This is a genomic window from Streptomyces sp. NPDC048461 (assembly GCF_055587105.1).
This window is the reverse complement of sequence record NZ_JBVJGW010000017.1, coordinates 170,088-187,644: the sequence shown is the minus strand read 5'-3', so window position 1 is coordinate 187,644 and position 17,557 is coordinate 170,088. Positions and strand designations below refer to the sequence as shown.

The following is a 17,557-nucleotide window of genomic DNA, read 5'->3' as shown; positions in this document are numbered from 1 at the left end:
GCAACCGAGTACGTCCAGTACACGGGCGCCCCGACAGCACGACCAGGCACGGCGCCAGACGCCGCGGGCTCGGCCGACAAGATCCGAAAGAGACGACCTAGCCCGGCGTCGGCCAGGAGGAGCCCCGCGGCGAGGGGCCCGCCCGCCCCGCTGCGGCCCCGGCGGCCGGCGCCGGGGCCGTGGTCGCAGGCCGGTCCTGCGGGGGCTTCGACTAAGGTGACGGAGTGAAGATCGCGCTCATGGACTCCGGAATCGGCCTCCTCGCGGCGGCCGCGGCGGTGCGGCGGCTGCGGCCGGACGCGGATCTCGTCCTGTCCTCCGACCCCGACGGGATGCCCTGGGGCCCGCGGACCCCCGAGGACCTCACCGGGCGGGCCCTCGACGTGGCGCGAGCCGCCGCCGCCCACCGGCCCGCCGCACTCATCGTGGCCTGCAACACCGCCTCCGTGCACGCCCTCCCCGCCCTGCGGGCCGCGCTGGAACCCGCGATCCCCGTCATCGGCACCGTTCCCGCGATCAAGCCCGCCGCGGCCGCCGGCCGGGGGCGCGTGGCGATCTGGGCCACCCCCGCCACCACCGGCAGCCCGTACCAGCGCGAGCTGATCCGCGCGTTCGCCGCCGGCGCGCGGGTGACCGAAGTGCCCTGTCCCGGCCTCGCCGACGCCGTGGAGGCGGCCGACGCCGCCGCCGTGACGGCCGCCGTCGCCGCCGCGGCCGAACTCACCCCGGCCGACGTCACCGACGTCGTCCTCGGCTGCACCCACTACGAGCTGGTCGAAACCGCCATCCGGGTCGCCCTCGCGGCCCGCACCGGCGGCGCCGACCTCGTCTTCCACGGGTCCGCCGAGCCGGTGGCCGTCCAGGCGCTGCGCCGCATCGGCGCCGGTCCCGAGCCCGCGCTGCCCGCGACCGGCGGCCTGACCGTGCTGCGCAGCGGCCGCCCCGGATCCCTGCCGGCCGCCGCCCTCGGGTACGCGGAGGGACGGCTCCTCGCGGGCCGGGGAGCACGCGGCCCCGCCGCCGTCCGCTGACGTCCTGCCCCCGGCGCCCCCCACCGCGGCCCGTTGCTCCGTGATGGCCGGACGCGTACGCCCACCGCGGCAGCGGGTGCGCGACGACCCGGCAGGGGCGTTTCGCTGCCCGCCGGGGCCGGGGGGCGTGGCTAAGGGTTGTCCCGTGATCCCCGGCGGGCGCGCGGCGACAGCTACGGCACCTCGCCGCGTTGTCGGAACGTCCGGATACGTCCAGTATCCGGACGCTCCTCCGCCTTGCGATGTACCGCATCTGACGCCGCGCGCTGATCCACCGGGGATCACGGGACAGCCCTTAGGCTCGGGGCGTGGGACAGCCCGAGCAGCGCGCCGAAGGCGCAGGACCGTTCACGACCCGCCGCTTCTGGCACCGCCCCGAAGGGGGAACGGTGGTGTGGGAGTCCCGGCCCGCACGCAGGCGGGGGGTGCTCTCGGTCACCGGCCCCGGGGGCACGGTCACCCGGTCGGCGAGCGCCGATGCCGAGGCCCTCGGCCGGCTCCGGAGACTGAACGCCGTCGCCTCGGCCGCGTTCGTCGTCGGCGGAGGGCTCTTCGCGCTCGGCGCCGCCGTGGCCCAGTTCGGGTCGGGTGACGCCCTCGTCAGCGCCTGCGTCTACTTCGCCGGCGGCCTGTTCTTCAACCTGGGCGGCTACACCTCGCTCCTGCAGGTGCTGAACGCCCCCCGGCATTCCCCGGACGGCGGCCGGCTGGTGACGGCCCGCTGGCGGTGGTGGGGGTACGAGCCGATGCGGCTGGACTGGCTGAGCACGTTCGTCCTGTTCGTCGGGACGCTCGTGTTCGGCGTCAACCTGCTCGACTCGTTCCTCCAGGGCCTCACCGCCCAGCAGGTCAACCGGCTGGTCTGGACCCCCGACCTGATCGGGTGCCTGCTGTTCCTGGTGTCGGGGCACCTCGCCTTCGCCGAGGTCTGCCACCGGTCCAGGCCCTGCTTCCGCTCGCGGAGCCTGGGCTGGTGGATCGTCGCCGTCAACCAGCTGGGATCGGTGCTCTTCATGGTGTCGGCACTGGCCGCGTTCACCCGGCCGGCCACCGGGAGCCTGATCAACTCCGACATCGCCAACTGGGGCACGTTGTGCGGAGCCCTGTGCTTCTCGGCCGGCGGAGTGCTCCAGGCCTTCGAGCGGCCGTAGGGGTCCTGCCCCGCGCCGGGCCCCACCCCCACCGCTACCCGTCTCCCGCGCCGGCCGCAGCCAGCCGCCGCGCCAGTGCGCGGAGGTCGTCCGCGCGCAGGACCCGCCCTCCGAAGCCCGGCAGGGGCACGTGCAGCGGGTCCGTCCACTGCCGCGGGATCGCCGCCGCCCCGTACCGGGCCCCGGCCAGCGTGCCCGTCACCGCGGCCACCGTGTCGGTGTCGCCGCCCAGGTCCACCGCGGCCCGCACCGCCTCCGCGAAGCCGGTGGTCGTCCGCAGCGCCCACACCGCCGATCCCAGGCAGGGCCACACCGCCCCGTTGAACTCGGTGGCGAGGTCCGGGTGCCAGTCGGCGGCGAGCACCCGCTCGTACCGCTCGCGGGCGCTCGGGCGCACCAGGCCGAGCGTCGCGGGGAGCGCGGCCAGCGGGTCGGCTCCGTCGAGGGCCACCCGTACGAGTTCGTGCAGGACGGCCGTGCCCTCCCACGCCGCCCGGTCGCCGTGCGTCAGGGCCGCGATCCGCCGGGCGGCGTCCATCGTGGCCTGCCGCCCGGCCGCGGCGAAGTACACCGCGGAGGTCGACGCCCGCATCAGCGAACCGTTGCCCGCCGCACGGGCGTTGAGCTGGAAGTGCAGGGCGGCGGCGAGGTCCCAGGGCTCGCCGTTGGTCAGCACGTCCTCGGTCTGGAGGCCGATGTCCTTCGGACCTCCGGCCGCCCAGCACTGGAACCGGCGGAAGACGTCCGGGAGTTCGAGGCCGCCGTGGTCCAGCAGCGACTCGCCGACCAGGACCGCCATCTGCGTGTCGTCCGTGGCCTCGCCCGGATCCCAGCCGCCGCCCCCGCGCATCTCCTCGCCGCGCGCGGTCAACTGCCCCCCGGGGCCGAACTCGTACGGTGCGCCGAGCGCGTCGCCCGCCGCCGAACCCAGTACGGCTCCCACCACCCGGTCGATCCGGTCGTCCTGCTCGCTCACGGAGCCTCCCGCTTCGTACGGCGGCCCGCGGGCCGGAGGGCAAGCCTTCCAGATCCGCCCGCCCCCGCGCTCACATCCCCTGGGCCCCCGCAGCTCCGCCGAGGCGGCGGGCCAGCTCTTCCCCGGACAGGTCCTCCCGGTGCGTCAGGAACACCCATACGTGTCCCGACGGATCCCGGAGGATCGCGGTCCGGTCCCCGTGGAACTGGTCCCGGGGCTCCTGCAGCAGCTCCGCCCCGGCCGCCAGGGCGGTCCGGGCGAGCGCGTCCACGTCCGGTACGTACACGTGCAGCGCGACCGAGGTGCCGCCCAGCGCCGCTGGGGAGGTGAAGGGGCCGCCGCCGGGATCGGCGCCGTCGCCGTCGCCGAGCATCAGGACGGCGTCGCCGATCCGGATCTCGGCGTGCAGCACTCCGCCTCCGGGCCGCTCCAGCCGGAGGTCCTCGACGGCGCCGAAGGCCCGCGCGTAGAAGGCGAGGGCGGCGGGGGCGTTGGCCACCATGACGTGGGGCACCACCGCGTTGCGGTAGCGCTCCGGAACGATCTGCACCGCGTCGTGAGAGGTCATGGCAGAACCGTAGAACCTCAAGTTTGGTTCAGGTCAAGGGCGGGCAGGCGCGGGGTGCGAGGGAGAGCGGACGACGCGGGACGGAGCCCGGCGCGCGACGCCGCGGGGCTTCGGGCGACCGGCCGGGCGAGAGGCAGTGGCGCGCATGCGGAACGTGAGTACGCTGCTACACATGACGGGTCACCCACCGGGTCCGCTCTGGACGGGCCGGGCCTCCAACCGCGTGCAGTGGCTGCTCGCCGCGACCGGCGCCGCGTGCCTGGCCCTCGGCGTCGAGCTGGCCGTGGACAACTCCTGGACGGCCGGGATCGTGCCGCTGCTCATGTCCGTGATCGGCTGCCTGGCCGTCGGCCTGCTCATCCTCTACGGCACCCTCGCCTTCGTGCACGTCGCCGTCACCGTCGACTCCGAGGCCCTGGAAGTGCGCTGCGGCCACATCGGAGTCCCGCGCCGCAAGATCAGGCTCGCCGAGGTCGCCTCCGCCGAGTTCGTCCCCCGCATCACCCCGCAGCAATGGGGTGGCTGGGGCTACCGCTGGCGGCCCGAGAAGGGCACCGCGGTCATCGTCCGCCGCGGCGAGGGGCTGGAGCTGCGGCTCGGCGACGGGAAGCTGTTCACGGTCACCGTGGACGACGCCGAGAACGCGGTCCGGGTCATCCGCACCCACCTCAGGACCCTCGCCCGCTGAATCGCGCACCACCGCCGCCCGCCCGGGTCCGCCGCCGCCGACGGCCCCACGGGCGGGACCCCGCGCGCGGCCGACCGGCTCGTGCGTGACGCCCGTACGCGGGCCTTTACGGGAGGTCGGCCCCCGGGGCCGTACACTCCGCCAGATGAGCACCAGTGTCACCCGCGCGGCCGGAAGCGAGCCCGCGCAGCCCGCCGGCCGGACCGCAGCGGGCACCGGAACCGAAGCCGCCGCTTTCCCCGGCAAGGGGAGCCGGAAGGAGTTCTGGGCGCGTGCCGGGCTCGCGGCGCTCGCCGGCGTGCTGCTGTACGTGAGCTTCCCGCCCCGCCCCCTGTGGTGGCTGGCCCCCCTCGCCCTCGCCCTGCTGGCCGGCTCCCTCCACGGCCGCCGCGCGCGCGCCGGCTTCGGCCTCGGGTTCTTCGCCGGCCTCGGGTACCTGCTGCCGCTCCTCAGCTGGACCGGCGAGGAGGTCGGCCCCGTGCCCTGGCTGGCGCTCACCGCCCTGGAAGCCGCCTTCATCGGCCTCACCTGCCTCGGGATCGCCCTCGTCAGCCGGCTGCCCGCCTGGCCGTTCCTCGCCGCCGCCGTCTGGGTCGCCGGGGAGGCGCTGCGGGCCCGCGCCCCCTTCGGCGGTTTCCCCTGGGGCAAGCTCGCCTTCGGGCAGGCCGACGGTGTCTTCACCCCGCTCGCCGCGCTCGGCGGCACGCCGCTGCTCTCCTTCGGCGTCGCCCTGTGCGGCTTCGGCCTCTACGAGGTCCTGCGCATCGCCCGCAGCCACCCCCGCCGGGCCACCGCCGCGCTGGCCGCCCTCGCCGTCGCCGTACCGGTCGGGGCGAGCCTCGCCGCCCGGCCGCTCGTCTCCGACGCGGCCGAGGACGGCACCGTCGTCGCCGCCCTCATCCAGGGCAACGTGCCGCGCCTCGGCCTCGACTTCAATTCCCAGCGCCGCCAGGTCCTCGACAACCACGCCGCGCGCACCGTCCAGCTCGCCGAGGACGTCAAGGCGGGCCGCGTGCCCAAGCCCGACTTCGTCGTCTGGCCGGAGAACTCCTCCGACCTCGACCCCTACGCCGAGCCCGATGCCCGCGCCGTCATCGACCGCGCGGTCAAGGCGATCGGCGTACCCGTGGCCATCGGCGCCGTCGTGTCCCCGGAGACCGGCCCGCTGCGCAACACGATGATCCTCTGGGACCCGGTCAAGGGCCCGACCGCGACGTACGACAAGCGCAAGATCCAGCCCTTCGGCGAGCGCATCCCGATGCGGTCCTTCGTCCGGCTCTTCAGCTCCGACGTGGACCGGGTCCGCCGCGACTTCGGCCCCGGCAAGGAGCCCGGCGTCTTCGACATGGCGGGCAGCGGCGTCGGCATGGTGACGTGCTTCGAGGCCGCCTTCGACGACGCCGTCCGCTCCACCGTCCGGGCCGGGGCCCAGGTCATCACCGTACCGAGTAACAACGCCACGTTCGGCCGGAGCCAGATGACCTACCAGCAGCTGGCCATGGACCGCGTCCGCGCCGTCGAGCACAGCCGGACCGTGCTCGTCCCCGTCACCAGCGGCGTCAGCGCGGTGATCCGCCCCGACGGCAGCGTCGTCTCGCAGACGAAGATGTTCACCGCGGACGCGCTCGTCGCCGAGATCCCGCTGCGCTCCACCCGCACCCCGGCCACCGTCGTCGGCCCGCTGCCGGAGTACGCGCTGCTCGTCCTCGCCGCGGCCGGCCTCGGCTGGACGGCGACACGCCGGTTCCGCTCCCGCCGCACCGCCTGACGCGGGAGCCGTCCGTTCCGGCTCGTAGGGTCGGGGGATGACCACACCCGATTTCATCCGCGCGATCCGCGCCACCGCCGGCCACCAGCTGCTCCTGCTGCCCGGGGTGACGGCGATCGTCCTCGACGACCGGGGCCGGGTGCTGCTCGGCCGGCGCAGCGACACCGGGCGGTGGTCCGTGGTCGGCGGGATCTGCGAGCCGGGGGAGCAGCCGGCCGAGACCGCCGTGCGCGAGGTGTTCGAGGAGACGGCGGTGACGTGCGTGCCGGAGCGGGTGGTCCTCGTGCAGATGCTCGCGCCGGTCACCTACCCCAACGGCGACGTCTGCCAGTTCCAGGACATCACCTTCCGCTGCCGGGCGACCGGCGGGCGGGCCCGCGCCAACGACAGCGAGTCGCTGGAGGTCGCCTGGTTCGAGGTGGACGCGCTGCCGCCGCTGGAGCAGTTCTCCCTGGACCGGATCCACCGGGCACTGCTCGACGAGCCGACCTGGTTCGAGCCGTTCGTCCCCGCGCCGGAGGGGCTGCCCGCCGGCGGCGCCTGACCCCCGTAGGGAGCCCCCGGCCGGTGCGGCCCGGTACCGGGTACGGAGCGCTGCGCGCCCGGTGGGGGCCTCAGCCCGCGGCCGCCGCCGCGCGGTACAGCGCCGTGGCCCCGTCGCCCAGCACCGCACTGTAGGAGACCTCCGGAACCGTGCCGCCGCCCTCGTACCCGCCCAGCACCCCGGCCAGCGCGCCGCCGACCAGCCAGGGGCTGCCGCTGGTGCCGCCGCTGAGGTCCGGGCAGCCGATCCGGCGCTGGGTCGGCGAGATCAGGTCGGTGGTGTTGGCGCAGCGCAGCGGGGCGTCCAGCGCGCGCGGGTAGCCGACGACCTCCACCGTGGCCTCCCCGGGCTGGTCGCCCGCCACCGGGAATCCGCCCACCAGGTCCTCCACCGGCGCGGACTGCCCGGAGTCCACCGGGGCCACCGTGGCGAAGGCGATGTCGGCGTCCGGGTCCTGGCCGTCCGTCCAGCCCCGGGCGACGTGCACTCCGGTGATCCGCCAGAGGCCGTACGGGGCGCTGCCGTCCCGGTAGCCCGGCGCGAAGAAGGTGCTGTCCGGGGCGCCCAGGCAGTGCGCGGCGGTCGCGATCACGTCGCCGTCGTCGCTGCGGACCACCGCGGCGGTGCAGAAGTGCCCCCCGTCGAGACCGTCCGTGAACAGGGCGCCCACCCGGTTCGCCGTGGCGTCGGGGACGGCCCGGGCGGTGACGCCGAGCGGCCGGTCGGGGGCGGCGTCCGGCAGGGCCACGCCGAGCAGCGCGGTCAGCGCGGCCAGCACGAGCGCGATCCGGGACGCCTGCCGGGCACGGGCGCGGGCCCGTCCGGCCGCACGGGGATGGGAACGCATGCGCGGGATCATGTTCCGACCCTGCCCGGCGAACCTTTGTCCGGAGCCCGAAGTTCCGTATGAATCTGCTGTGAATCCCGTGAACCGGATGTGAAACCGGGCCATAGCAGCTCAGAGCGGCGACGGGCGGTGGGGGAATCGTCGGATGTGCCGAACGCGCCGCGGGGTCCGAGGTTCCGTTTCGGCGGAAAGCACCGGTCTATGGACGACACGGACGGTTTGCGGACCGGCTGTTGTGCACCGCGGAGCGTGATCGGAGGGCCCGCCCGCCCCTAGCCTCACCGCAGGAGCACGAACGAGGGGCGGTACCCGGTGAACTGGCTCATCCACGACTACCGCGAGAGCGATCTCGCCGCGGTGGTCCACTTGATCGACACCACGGCCGAACTCGGCCAGGAGTCCGTCTTCTCGCTCGCCGAGTGCATCGGCGCCCTCACCGACCGGCAGCCCTGCGTGGTCGCCGTCCACCAGGGCGTCCCGATCGGCGCGGCCCTCGCCTGCGTCACCGGCGAGCGGGCCTGGGTGATGCGCATCGCCATCGCCGCCGGCTGGCGCGGCCGCGGCCTGGCCAGCGCCCTGCTCGTGGAGCTGGAGCGGAGGCTCGTCGCCGCCCGCGTCGGGAGGATCGCGTACGTCCTGCCCGAGGAGGACCTGCTCGGCGAGGGTCTGCTCAACGCCGGATACACCCGGCAGCCCGCCGTGGCGTACTTCGAGAAGACCGAGCCGCTGCACGGGCCCGCGGCAGGCCTCCTGGACGACCTCGGCGGACGCTTCCTGCCCAACGACCTGTGGACCGGGGTCGCCGGCATGGAGAAGGAGAAGGACCTCATCGAGCGGCGCGTGGTCCTGCCGCTGGCCGAGCCGGAGCGGGCCGCCGCGCACGGGGTGCGGGCGCCGCGCGCGATCGCCCTCTTCGGGCCGCCCGGTACCGGCAAGACCACCTTCGCGCGGGCCATCGCCTCCCGGCTGGGCTGGCCGTTCGTCGAACTGCTGCCGTCCCGCCTCGCCGACGAGGGCAACCTGGCGGCCGCCCTGCGCGACGCCTTCGCGCGGATCGCCGAACTGGAACGGGTGCTCGTCTTCATCGACGAGGTCGAGGAGATCGCGCCCCGGCGCACCGAGCCCGCCCACCCCGGCGGCATCCACGGGGTGACGAACGAGCTGCTGAAGCTGATACCGCGGTTCCGCGAGGGGGATGAGCGGCTGCTGGTCTGCGCCACCAACTCGGTCCGCTCCCTGGACCCGGCCTTCCTGCGGCCCGGGCGCTTCGACTACCTGATCCCGATCGGTACGCCCGACGCCGGCGCCCGGGCCGCGATCTGGTCCCGGTACACGGCGGGGCGCGCCGACGTCGACGTGGCGGCGCTGGTGGCGGCGACCGAGCTGTTCACCCCGGCCGACATCGAGCACGCGGCGCGGATCGCGGCGCAGGTGTCCTTCGAACGGGACCTGGAGGCGGTGGGGGCGCGCGGCGCGGCCGCCGCGCAGCTCGGGGCGACCACCGGCGACTACCTGGAGGCCGTCCGGCAGTGCCGGCCCACGGTGACTCCGGCCATGACGGGGGAGTTCGAGGCGGACATCACGGCGCACGCCCGGTTCTGACCCCGCGCGGGGTCCGTGCTCCGTCCCCCGGTTGCGGCGGGGGACGGCGAGTGGCCCGCAGCCACTCCCCAAAGCGGCTGCGGGCCTCCCGCGCGGACTTGGCATCCGTGCGGGACGGCCACGCTCCGGTTGGGGTGTGTCGCCGGCTGGAGCGTGACACGCAGCGGTGCCGGAGGGCGCCCTGCGCGCCCTCGCCAACACCTCCGAGTCAACCAGCGGGCGGGGGGCCCGCGCTTCGGCCGGACGGCCCCGGCCGCCCCGGCCGGAAGGACGGCCGACGGGCCCCGGGACGGGGCCGAACGGCTAGGGGGTGGCGTCGAAGTCGTTTCGTACGCCCGGCGAGCGTTCCTGCCGGGCGCCGCACGGCAGGAACGAATTCGACGACACCCCCTAGGGCCGGCAGCGGTACGTGAACTCCACCGCGGCCGTGCGCCGCCCGGGCGACAGCAGCTCCAGCTCCGCCTTCGCGGGGTAGCTGCCCGTCCCCCGGAACGTCCACAGCAGGTGCAGCCGCGCCTCGCGCTGCCCGCGCGGCACCCGCTCGGTCAGCTGCTCGGAGCGCGTGCCGTCGCTGCGGATCCAGCGGTAGGTCAGCGTGCCCTCGCGCCCGTTGGTCCGTACGAGGGCCACCACGTCGGCCGCGGTGTCGCACGACGGGTCCCCGGCCGCGGTGGTCACGGCCACGTCCCGCACGTCCAGGGCCGGCCCGTACCGCTGCCAGCCGAGGTACGCGAGCACGCCGAGCAGCACCAGCAGGGCCAGCGCGTACCTGCGGAGCCCGGCGGCCCGGCGCCCGCGGGGCGCGGACGCCGCCGGTGCGGTGACGGGGAACGGCGCGGGCAGGGCGGCGGTCACCCCGGGCCCGAACCGGAGCACGGAACCCTCGACCCGGTCGGGGGTGACCCCGGCCGGCTCGGGCGGGCCGGAGAACCAGTGGCTGCCGAGGACGGTGGCGCTGTACTCGTCGTCCCGGGGCGCGCGGGGATCGCTCATCGGGCGGGCCCCTGACAGCGCAGCAGGGCCTGGGAGTCCGAGGCCGAGCCGCTCGCCGCGGCCGGCTTGGTCGTGACGCGGACCCCGCCGTGGCAGCCGCGTCCGCGGGTGAAGGTGTGGGACTGCACGACCGGGGCCACGGAGCCGGACGGGACCACGACCGTGTCCGTGCCGTCGGGGACGGTGAACTCGCCGGCCGCGTCGCCGAGGTACCACTGCAGGACGACGGTGACGGATCCGGTGCCCTGGGTGGCGAGGGAGACGGTCGCCTGCCCGGTGTAGTAGCCGGGCCGCAGCGACACGTCGAGCTTGGTGACCTTCAGCGTGGGTGTCGGCGTCGGGGTCGGCGTGGGCGTCGGGGCCGGCGGGGCGCCGGTGGTCGGCGCGGTCGTGACGCCCGTCGTCGGGGTCGGCGGCGCCGTGGTGGTGGCGCCGGGTGACGGGGACGCGGACGGTGACGGGGAGGAGGACGGTGACGGGGACGGCGAGGGGGACGGCGACGCGGAGGGGGCCGGGGACGCGGTCGGGCCGGCGGTCCCGGTCGCCGAGCCCGGTCCCGGCGGGGCGGCGCTGGTGGTGGCGAACGCGCTCAGCGCCGATGCCCCGCCGGGGGTGCTGCCGATCGCGTCCGTGGTGAACAGCAGCACCGTGCCCAGGACCAGGGCCACGCCCGTCGCGAGCCAGCCGCCGCGGCCGGGAGCCCAGCCGGAGCCGCCGCCCAGCGTGGTCGAGGCCACCGCCGTGGTGCCCTGGGCGGCGGCCCCGGCCGAGGGGAACAGCAGCGGGAGCAGCGCGGCCAGCGCCGCCAGCTTGCGCTGCCCGCGCTCCTCCCACTGCGGCCCGTACGCGGCGAGGGCCACGTCCTCCAGCTCCGCGACGAACGCCTCGGCGTTCTCAGGCCGTTGCTCCGGCCGCTTGGCCAGGCCGCGCCGGATCAGCGGCCGTACGGGCTCGGGGGCCTCGGTCTCCGGGACCGGGGCCTCGATGTGCTGGACCGCGAGCTCCGCGAAGTTCTCCCCGTCGTACGGCTTGCGCCCGGTCAGGCACTCGAAGAAGGTCGCCGTCGCCGCGTACACGTCGGCGGCGGGCGAGGCCGGGCGGCCCTGCCACTGTTCCGGGGCCATGTAGGCGGGCGTTCCGGCCACGCCCGGCGTGGTGCCGCGGCCCGCCGCGATGCCGAAGTCCACCAGCTTCGACGAGCCGTCCGCCGCGACCAGTACGTTCTCCGGCTTGTAGTCCCGGTGGACGACCCCCGCCCGGTGCGCCTCCGCCAGACCGAGGAGGGAGCCCTTCAGCACCACCAGCGCGGCCTCGGCGTCGGTCCGCCCGGACTGCTTGAGCAGCGCGCGCAGCGAGACGCCGTCGACGAGCTCCATCACGATGGCCGCGCCGCCGGGCGCCTCCACGTACTCGTACAGCCCCACCACGTACGGGGTCCGCAGCCCGCCGAGGAGCCGCGCCTCGGCCCGGAACTCCCCGACGAAGGCCGGGTCCTCGCGGAGCCGGTCGCTGAGGTACTTCACCGCGACCGCCGTGCCCGTGCCGTCGTGCACGGCGAGCACCACCCGGCCGCTGCCCCCCGACCCCAGTTCCCTGACCTCGGTGTAGCCGGGGACCGTCCACGTACCGTTCATCGTTCCCGCCCCCTCCGCGCCGTGACGGCGTCCTGTCCCCGGGCCGCCCGGTCGTCGGGCGGCCACCCCCTGGGACACGCATTGCGCCACGGCCGGTTCCCGTCCGCACGGGCGGGTCAGGCGGCGGCCCGCGCCGCGCCGATCATCGCGTGCAGCCGGTCGGCCGCGGCCCGGCCGAACGCCGGATCGTTGATGTGGGTGTCGTAGTCGTACAGCCGGGCGGCGCTGCCCCGCAAGCCGTCGCGCAGCGCCGAGAACAGGGCCCCGTCCGCGCCGGGGTCATGGTAGGGCCCGCCGGGGGCGCCGAGCGTGGACAGTCCGCGGAGCGGGACGCAGACGGCCGCGGGACCGGTGGCGGCGCGGAGCTTGGCGGCGACCCGGCGGCCGAGTTCGGCGCACTCGGCCTCGGTCGTACGGATCACGGTGATGGACGGGTTGTGCACGCGGACGCGCCGGTACCGGGCCCGCTCCGGCAGGGTCTGCGGCGGACCGAACTTGACCATGTCCAGCGCCCCCAGGCTCACCACCTGCGGAACCCCGGCCCGGCCGGCGGCGCACAGCCGGTCCGGTCCCGCGGTCAGGATGCCCCCGCACAGGTCGTCGGCGAGCTCGCCGAGGGTGAGGTCGAGGACCCCGGCGAAGACGCCCTGGCCCGCCAGGGTCTCCAGGGTGCGGCCGCCGGCGCCGCTGACGTGGAAGACCAGGACCTCGTAGCCCAGGTCCGTCAGCCGCTCGCGGGCCGCATCCACGCCGATGGTGGTCACCCCCGCCATGCTGGCCGCGACCAGGGGCCGGGCGGCCGCCCCCGGCGCGGCCGGGAGGTCCGGGTCTCGGGAGGAACGGGCGTAGGCCCGGGCCATCCCGGCGACCGCCTCGACCGCGTTGGCGAGGACCGGGGCGGAGACGCTGTTGATCCCCGCGATGTCCACCACGCTGTACATCATCGTGATGTCCGAGGATCCGACGTACGGACCCACGTCCCCGGACGCCATCGAGGACACCATCAGCTTGGGCACGCCCAGCGGCAGGGCCCGCATCGCCCGGGTGGCGATCGAGGTGCCGCCGCTGCCGCCCAGCGCGAGCACCCCGTGCAGCCGGCCCTCGGCGTGCAGCCGCACCAGGGTCGCCTCGGCGCCCCGGGCCATCGCGGTCACGGCCGCGCCCCGGTCGGCGGCCGCGCGCAGCTCCGGCAGTTCCGTTCCCGCCGCTCTGGCGACCGCGTCGCGCGGCACGTCGGCGGGCACCCGGGGCTCGCCCATGATGCCGGTGTCGACCAGTACCACCTCGACGCCGGCCCGCGTCAGCCTCTCGCGCAGCCAGCCGTACTCCACACCCTTGGTGTCCAGGGTCCCCACCAGCACGACGTTGGTCATGTGTGCAATGTCCATGCAGCTGGGGTTTGCTGGCAAGTAAAGGTCGGGTCAACCCCCCACCAGCACCAACAGCCTCTCCAGGAAAGGGATTTGAGAGGTCATCAGCTTCTTTTCGGCCACGTCCGGAGCGAACCAGGCCACCCGGTCCAGTTCGGGGAACTCCCGCACCTCCCCGGAGTGCGGCGGCCACTCCATCGAGAACGTCCCGGGCACCATCAGCGCGGGGTCGAGGTCCGCCTCCACCGCCCAGATCGTCACCAGCTTGCCGCTGCCGAGCCGCACCTCGCCGAGCGGCAGGTACGGGCCGTCCGGCGGAGGCAGCCCGATCTCCTCGGTGAACTCCCGGCGGGCCGCGTCCCGCGGCGCCTCGTCCGGCTCGTACTCGCCCTTCGGGATGGCCCAGCCCCCGTCGTCCCGCCCGGCCCAGAGCGGACCGCCCATGTGCCCCAGCAGGACCTCGACACCGGGTGCGTCCTCGCCGCCGGTGCGGCGGAACAGGAACAGCCCGGCACTGCGCTTGTGCGTCATGGGTCCATCCATGCCCCGGACCGGGCCGGCCCAGTGCTCGCCGGCCGGGGATTCCCGCGGACCGGAGGCGAGCCGTCAGTGGTCGTGCGGTCCCTGGCGGTGCACCGGGCCGTGGGCGTCCGCGCAGTGCGGGTCGCCGGAGGGGTCCTCGCCGGCGCGGCCGACCGTGAGGAGGGAGTCCTGGGTGTGGTCCACCTGGAGGGTGGTGTGGGTGATCCCGTACTCCTTGTCCAGCAGCCCCTCCAGATCGCGGCGCACGGCGTGGCAGTCGCCCGCCGGCTCCACCAGCACGTGCGCCGAGAGCGCCGCCTGGCCGGAGGTGATCGTCCAGATGTGCAGGTCGTGCACCTCGCTGACCGGCGGGTGTCCCGCCAGCCGATCGCCGACGGCGTCCGGGTCGACGTGGGCCGGGGCGGCCTCCAGCAGGATCCGGCCGGACTCGCGGACCAGCCCGTAGCCCGCCTTGACCATCAGCACCACGACCACGAGGGTGGCGATCGCGTCGGCCTGCCGGAAGCCGGTGGTCAGCACGATCAGACCCGCCACGGCCGTTCCGATGAAGGCGAACAGGTCGTTCAGGATGTGCTGGTAGGCGCCCTCGACGGCGAGCGAGGACCGGTTCGCCCGGGATATGCACCACGCCGCGACCACGTTGACGACGATGCCCGCCAGGGCCGTCACCAGGACCAGGCCGCCCTCGACCGGCGGTGGGTCGACCAGCCGCCGGACCGCCTCGTACGCCAGCCAGACCGCCAGCAGGAGCAGCGTCAGCCCGTTGGCCTGCGCGGAGAGTATCTCCGCGCGCTTGAGGCCGTACGTGAAGCCGCCGCGCGCCGGGCGGGCCGCCAGCCGCATCGCGATGAGGGCCAGCACGATGGAGACGGCGTCGGTCAGCATGTGGGCGGCGTCGGAGATCAGGGCCAGCGAGTGGGCCATCACGCCGATGACCACCTCGACGGCCATGAAGGCGCCGATCAGACCGAGCGCGATCCCCAGCCAGCGCCGGTCGGCGTCCGCGGACACGCCGTGGCTGTGGCCGCCGGGTCCGTGACCGCCGGGTCCGTGGCCGTGCCCTTCGTGCCCGTCGCCGTGATCGTGGTCGTGCCCGCTCATGGGGGTCCCCCGTCTCATCGCGTCACCCGTGTGTCCGGTTCCGTCGCGTGAAGTGAAGCGCACCCCGGCGCGATGGGCAAAGGCTGCAACGGGGACCGTTGTCATTACCCATAACACCGCTCTGACCTGCGGTGATGTGCGACCGGTGCCGGGTCGGCCGGATCGTGGGAAAATCTGCTCATGGTCCAGCGTCCCGGAGTGCCGACCGCGCCCGAGCTCGTCCTGGAAACCGACCGTGGCTCCACCGCGATGAGCCCCGGCCGGATCTACCACGTCGGCCGGGACCCCCTCTGCGAGATCTGCCTCGACGACGCCCGCGTCTCCTGGCACCACGCCGTCCTGCGGCCCGACGGGGATCACTGGACGGTGGAGGACGAGGACAGCACCAACGGGACCTGGGCCGACGGCCGCCGCGTGCACGAGTGGAGCGTCGGCCCCGGCAGCGAGCTGCGCTTCGGCCACGCTGCCGACGGCCCGCGCGCGCTGCTGCTCGGGCCGACACCGCCCCCGCCGCCCCCGGCCTCCGCGCCGGCCGAGGCCTCCGCGCCGCCCGCGGTGGAGCCGACCGCAGACCCCCGTACGGCCGAGCCGCCCGCTGCACCGCCTGCTGCACCGCCCGCTGCACCGCCTGCTGCACCGCCCGCTGCGGCCGAGCCGCCCGTCGCCGCGTGGCCCGTCGTGGCGTCGCCCGCACCGGCCGCCGCCCGGCCGTCCGGGGTCTCGAACCCCGCCCTGACCGGAACGTTCCGGCAGCCCACCGCCGTCCGGCCGCTGCCCGCCCGCACCGCCGTGCGGATCGGCCGCGCCCCCGACAACGACCTCGTCGTCGACGACCTCGTGGTCTCCCGCCGGCACGCCGAACTGCGCGCCCGCGCCGACGGCACGTACGAGATCGCCGACCTCGGCAGCCACAACGGCACCTACCTCAACGGCGCCCCCGTCGACGGGGCCTCCCGCCTGGCCGAAGGCGACATCGTCGGCATCGGCCACTCGGTGTTCTGCCTCGTCGGAGACCAGCTCCAGGAGTACGTGGACACCGGCGAGGTCTCCCTCGACGTCCAGCACCTCACCGTCGCCGTGGACCGCGGCCGCAAGACCCTCCTCGAGGACGTCTCCTTCCCCGTCGGCGCGAAGTGCCTGCTCGCCGTCGTCGGCCCCAGCGGCGCCGGCAAGTCCACCCTCCTCGGCGCCCTGACCGGCCTGCGCCCCGCCGACCGCGGCACCGTCCTCTACGACGGCCGCGACCTCTACCGCGACTACGCCGAACTGCGCAGCCGCATCGGCCTCGTCCCGCAGGACGACATCCTGCACGCCCAGCTCACGGTCCGCCGCGCCCTCGGCTACGCCGCCGAACTGCGCTTCCCGCAGGACACCGCCAAGGCCGAACGGCAGGCCCGGGTCGACGAGGTCATCGGCGAACTCGGCCTGCGGGAACGCGCCGACCAGCCCATCCACAGCCTCTCCGGCGGCCAGCGCAAACGCGTCTCCGTCGCCCTGGAACTGCTGACGAAGCCCTCGCTGCTCTTCCTGGACGAGCCCACCTCCGGACTCGACCCCGGCATGGACCGCTCCGTCATGCACATGCTGCGCGGTCTCGCCGACGACGGCCGCACCGTCATCGTGGTCACCCACAGCGTCCTCAGCCTGGACGTGTGCGACCGCCTCCTGGTCCTCGCCCCGGGCGGGCGCATCGCCTACTTCGGGCCGCCCGGGGAGACCCTCGACTACTTCGGCTACGCCCAGTGGCCCGAGGCCTTCGAAGCGTTCGAGAACCACCAGGGCCGCGACTGGGCGGGTGAGTACGCCGCCTCGGTCCCGTACCGCAAGTACGCCGCCGCCGCGTCCCGGACACCGCGCCGCGACGGCGCCGGCGACGGCGGACCGGCGGGAGGCGCCGGTTTCGTCTCCGCCCCGCCCAAGGCGCAGAGCTGGGGCTCCCAGCTGTCCACGCTGGTCCGGCGGTACGCGGCCGCGCTCGGCGCCGACCGGACCTTCCTCGCCATCATGATCGCGCTGCCGTTCGTGATGGGCGCCATGGCCCGCGCCCTCGCGGGCAGCGCGCTGACGGCCGAGACCGCGATCAACGCCCTGCTCATCCTCTGTGTCGGCGGCGTGCTCACGGGCGCCGCCAACGCGGTGCGCGAACTGGTCAAGGAACGGACCATCTACCAGCGCGAGAGAGCCGTCGGACTGTCGCGCTCCGCCTATCTGATGTCCAAGGTGGTGGTTCTGGGAGCCGTCACCGTGGCCCAGGCGGTGGTGCTCACCCTGGTCGGCCTGTTCGGCGTGAAACTGGGAGCGCCCGGCGGCCGGGGGGTGTTCCTGCCACCCCTCGTCGAGATCACCCTCGCCGTGGCGCTGCTGTCGTTCACCGCGATGATGCTCGGCCTGCTGGTCTCCGCCCTGGTCAGCAAGGAGGAGGTCACCATGCCGCTGCTGGTCCTCCTCGCCATCGTCCAAGTGGTCTTCTGCGGCGCGCTGCTCCAGCTCGATGGCGTCCCCGTCATCGAGCAGCTGGCCTGGCTCGTACCCTCCCGGTGGGCGCTCGGCGCCATGGCGGGCACCATCGACCTCGGCGCCATCGTGCCCGGCACCCTCACCGACGACCCGCTGTTCGCGCACAGCGCCGGGGTGTGGCTGCTCAACATGGGGATGCTCGCCGCCCTGTCCGTGCTGTTCGGCGTACTGGTCGCCCGGCTGCTGCGGCGCCACGAACCCGCGATCATGCGGAAGTAGGCCCG

Annotated in this window: 15 protein-coding genes; 7 read left to right on the top strand and 8 right to left on the bottom strand. The window is 75.0% G+C overall.

Annotated elements, in window-relative coordinates; translation table 11 throughout:
* Positions 1–224 precede the first annotated feature (224 nt).
* Positions 225–1,031 (top strand): glutamate racemase, encoded by an 807-nt coding sequence (locus ACZ6S8_RS27130; protein WP_469460003.1) that lies wholly within the window; start codon positions 225–227, stop codon positions 1,029–1,031.
* Between the two features lie 308 nt (positions 1,032–1,339).
* Complete coding sequence (locus ACZ6S8_RS27125) at positions 1,340–2,182, top strand: hypothetical protein (protein ID WP_469460002.1); 843 nt, start codon at positions 1,340–1,342, stop codon at positions 2,180–2,182.
* Positions 2,183–2,216: 34 nt separating this feature from the next.
* Here the strand turns inward: ACZ6S8_RS27125 and ACZ6S8_RS27120 are convergent, their stop codons facing one another.
* Together ACZ6S8_RS27120 and ACZ6S8_RS27115 are read right to left on the bottom strand one after the other, a co-directional pair.
* A complete protein-coding gene (locus ACZ6S8_RS27120) occupies positions 2,217–3,158 on the bottom strand; it encodes an ADP-ribosylglycohydrolase family protein (RefSeq protein WP_469460001.1) in 942 nt (313 codons plus the stop codon).
* 70 nt (positions 3,159–3,228) lie between these two features.
* Positions 3,229–3,726 carry a VOC family protein gene (locus tag ACZ6S8_RS27115; protein ID WP_469460000.1) on the bottom strand — a complete coding sequence of 166 codons (498 nt, stop codon included), beginning with the start codon at positions 3,724–3,726 and terminating at the stop codon, positions 3,229–3,231.
* Between the two features lie 172 nt (positions 3,727–3,898).
* Here ACZ6S8_RS27115 and ACZ6S8_RS27110 point away from each other — a divergent pair, with 172 nt between their 5' ends.
* The 3 genes from ACZ6S8_RS27110 to ACZ6S8_RS27100 all read left to right on the top strand — a co-directional run bounded on the left by ACZ6S8_RS27110 (position 3,899) and on the right by ACZ6S8_RS27100 (position 6,726).
* The gene (locus tag ACZ6S8_RS27110; RefSeq protein WP_469459999.1) at positions 3,899–4,414 is read left to right on the top strand and encodes a hypothetical protein; all 516 of its coding nucleotides are present in this window, start codon (positions 3,899–3,901) and stop codon (positions 4,412–4,414) included.
* A 145-nt stretch (positions 4,415–4,559) separates the two neighbouring features.
* Positions 4,560–6,182 carry an apolipoprotein N-acyltransferase gene (gene lnt, locus ACZ6S8_RS27105; RefSeq protein WP_469459998.1) on the top strand — a complete coding sequence of 541 codons (1,623 nt, stop codon included), beginning with the start codon at positions 4,560–4,562 and terminating at the stop codon, positions 6,180–6,182.
* 37 nt (positions 6,183–6,219) lie between these two features.
* Positions 6,220–6,726, top strand: a complete 507-nt coding sequence (locus ACZ6S8_RS27100; protein ID WP_469459997.1) for an NUDIX hydrolase — start codon at positions 6,220–6,222, stop codon at positions 6,724–6,726.
* Between the two features lie 70 nt (positions 6,727–6,796).
* On the opposite strand, the gene ACZ6S8_RS27095 is transcribed toward ACZ6S8_RS27100, so the two are convergent.
* The gene (locus tag ACZ6S8_RS27095; protein WP_469459996.1) at positions 6,797–7,573 is read right to left on the bottom strand and encodes a trypsin-like serine peptidase; all 777 of its coding nucleotides are present in this window, start codon (positions 7,571–7,573) and stop codon (positions 6,797–6,799) included.
* A 312-nt stretch (positions 7,574–7,885) separates the two neighbouring features.
* On the opposite strand from ACZ6S8_RS27095, the gene ACZ6S8_RS27090 reads away from it, so the two are divergent.
* Positions 7,886–9,175: an ATP-binding protein gene (locus ACZ6S8_RS27090; RefSeq protein WP_469459995.1), complete on the top strand. Its 1,290-nt coding sequence runs from the start codon at positions 7,886–7,888 to the stop codon at positions 9,173–9,175.
* A gap of 390 nt (positions 9,176–9,565) precedes the next feature.
* On the opposite strand, the gene ACZ6S8_RS27085 is transcribed toward ACZ6S8_RS27090, so the two are convergent.
* From ACZ6S8_RS27085 to ACZ6S8_RS27065, 5 genes are all read right to left on the bottom strand, one after another.
* Positions 9,566–10,168, bottom strand: coding sequence for a hypothetical protein (locus ACZ6S8_RS27085; protein WP_469459994.1), 603 nt, complete (start codon positions 10,166–10,168; stop codon positions 9,566–9,568).
* Complete coding sequence (locus ACZ6S8_RS27080; RefSeq protein ID WP_469459993.1) at positions 10,165–11,802, bottom strand: serine/threonine-protein kinase; 1,638 nt, start codon at positions 11,800–11,802, stop codon at positions 10,165–10,167. Before ACZ6S8_RS27080 ends, ACZ6S8_RS27085 begins: the two co-directional genes overlap by 4 nt.
* Positions 11,803–11,918: 116 nt before the next feature.
* The gene (locus ACZ6S8_RS27075) at positions 11,919–13,175 is read right to left on the bottom strand and encodes a Tm-1-like ATP-binding domain-containing protein (protein ID WP_469459992.1); all 1,257 of its coding nucleotides are present in this window, start codon (positions 13,173–13,175) and stop codon (positions 11,919–11,921) included.
* 48 nt (positions 13,176–13,223) lie between these two features.
* Entirely contained in the window at positions 13,224–13,703 is a 480-nt protein-coding gene (locus ACZ6S8_RS27070; protein ID WP_469459991.1) for an NUDIX hydrolase, read from the bottom strand.
* A gap of 75 nt (positions 13,704–13,778) precedes the next feature.
* On the bottom strand, positions 13,779–14,816 hold the full coding sequence (locus ACZ6S8_RS27065) for a cation diffusion facilitator family transporter (RefSeq protein ID WP_469459990.1): 1,038 nt from the start codon (positions 14,814–14,816) through the stop codon (positions 13,779–13,781).
* A 180-nt stretch (positions 14,817–14,996) separates the two neighbouring features.
* Between ACZ6S8_RS27065 and ACZ6S8_RS27060 the strand changes: the two genes are divergently transcribed.
* Positions 14,997–17,552: an ABC transporter ATP-binding protein/permease gene (locus ACZ6S8_RS27060; protein ID WP_469459989.1), complete on the top strand. Its 2,556-nt coding sequence runs from the start codon at positions 14,997–14,999 to the stop codon at positions 17,550–17,552.
* Positions 17,553–17,557 lie beyond the last annotated feature (5 nt).